This window comes from Streptococcus infantis (genome assembly GCF_001579645.1).
GTDB classification, from domain to species: domain Bacteria; phylum Bacillota; class Bacilli; order Lactobacillales; family Streptococcaceae; genus Streptococcus; species Streptococcus infantis_E.
The window spans coordinates 1-1,243 of record NZ_LQZF01000175.1 but is presented as its reverse complement, the minus strand read 5'-3'; the positions used below and the strand labels follow the sequence as shown (position 1 = coordinate 1,243).

Below are 1,243 nucleotides of genomic sequence, written 5' to 3'. Positions count from 1 at the left end.
CACTGCACCCATAAAATGAGACACAAGAAAACACTCCTGTTGAAATCTGGTAAACTAGAAACAGGAGTGTTTTGTTATGGTCAAAAAAGCCTATTCAGTAGAAACTAAGCTAGCCTGTATCGAAATGAAAAAGGCAGGTAAATCAAATAAGGTTATCATGGATACCCTCGGTATAAAAAATGTTAGTCAGGTCAAGACCTGGTGGCAATGGTATCAGAATGATGAATTGTTCCGTTTCCACCAACCTGTGGGGAAACAATATACTTATGGTAAAGGGATGAAGCAGTTATCTGAAGTGGAACAGTTACGTTTACAGGTAGAATTACTAAAAAAGTATCAGAGCTTGATAAGAAAATCGACAAAGTAAGTCTTATCAAGCTAGTGGAAGAGTATAAGAAAATGTGCCCTGTATCTATTATTTTAGAGTGTTTCGGAGTCAAACGCTCAACCTTTTATCGCTGGAAACAGGAGTGTAAGAATTCTCAGAAAAGAGACGAAATAGCAGATAAAATCGAACAACTCTGTATGGAAAATCACTTTATTTACGGCTATCGAACCATCACTCGCTTGCTCAAGAAAGTTTATAACCTTGTCGTTAATCGCAAGAAGATCTATCGTATTATGAAGGAAAAGGGCTGCCTTTGCCGTGTCCGTCCCAAGAAGGGACCTAAATTAGGGAAGCCTTACCATGTAACAGACAATAAGCTGGATCGTAATTTTCAAGCAGACAGGCCTATGGAGAAGCTTGTCACAGACATCACCTACCTCTACTTTGGGAACTGTAGACTTTATCTATCTTCAATCATGGATCTCTATAATCGTGAAATTGTAGCTTATACCATCTCCGAATGCCAAGATACGGACTTTGTGCTCGACACACTTCATCAACTTGAGCTACCTCAAGGAGCACTTTTACACAGTGATCAGGGATCTGTCTACACCTCAAAAGCTTACTATCAGGCTTGTACAGAAAAAGGCATCACCCGCTCTATGTCCCGAAAAGGAACACCAGCAGATAATGCCTGTATCGAATGGTTCCACTCTATTCTCAAGTCTGAAACCTTCTATCTCCATAAGTGGAGAAACTTAACCAAAGATAGTATAACAGATATTGTCAAAAATTACATCATATTTTATAATGAAACTAGAATTCAACAGAAATTAAATGACCAGTCTCCTGTAGATTACAGAAAACTGGTCGCATAAGAGGGGTTTTCTCTTGTCCCATTATTGGGGTGCAGTG

1 protein-coding gene is annotated in these 1,243 nt (G+C 39.1%); it reads left to right on the top strand.

The window, feature by feature from the left end; all coding sequences use genetic code 11:
• The first annotated feature begins 76 nt into the window (after nucleotides 1-76).
• Nucleotides 77-1,206, top strand: a protein-coding gene (locus tag SINDD18_RS10650; RefSeq protein WP_431305828.1) for an IS3 family transposase whose coding sequence is annotated in 2 segments (ribosomal slippage) — nucleotides 77-347 and nucleotides 347-1,206 — 1,131 coding nt in all. Because the reading frame shifts where the segments join, the coding sequence is not laid out codon by codon here.
• Nucleotides 1,207-1,243: the final 37 nt, after the last annotated feature.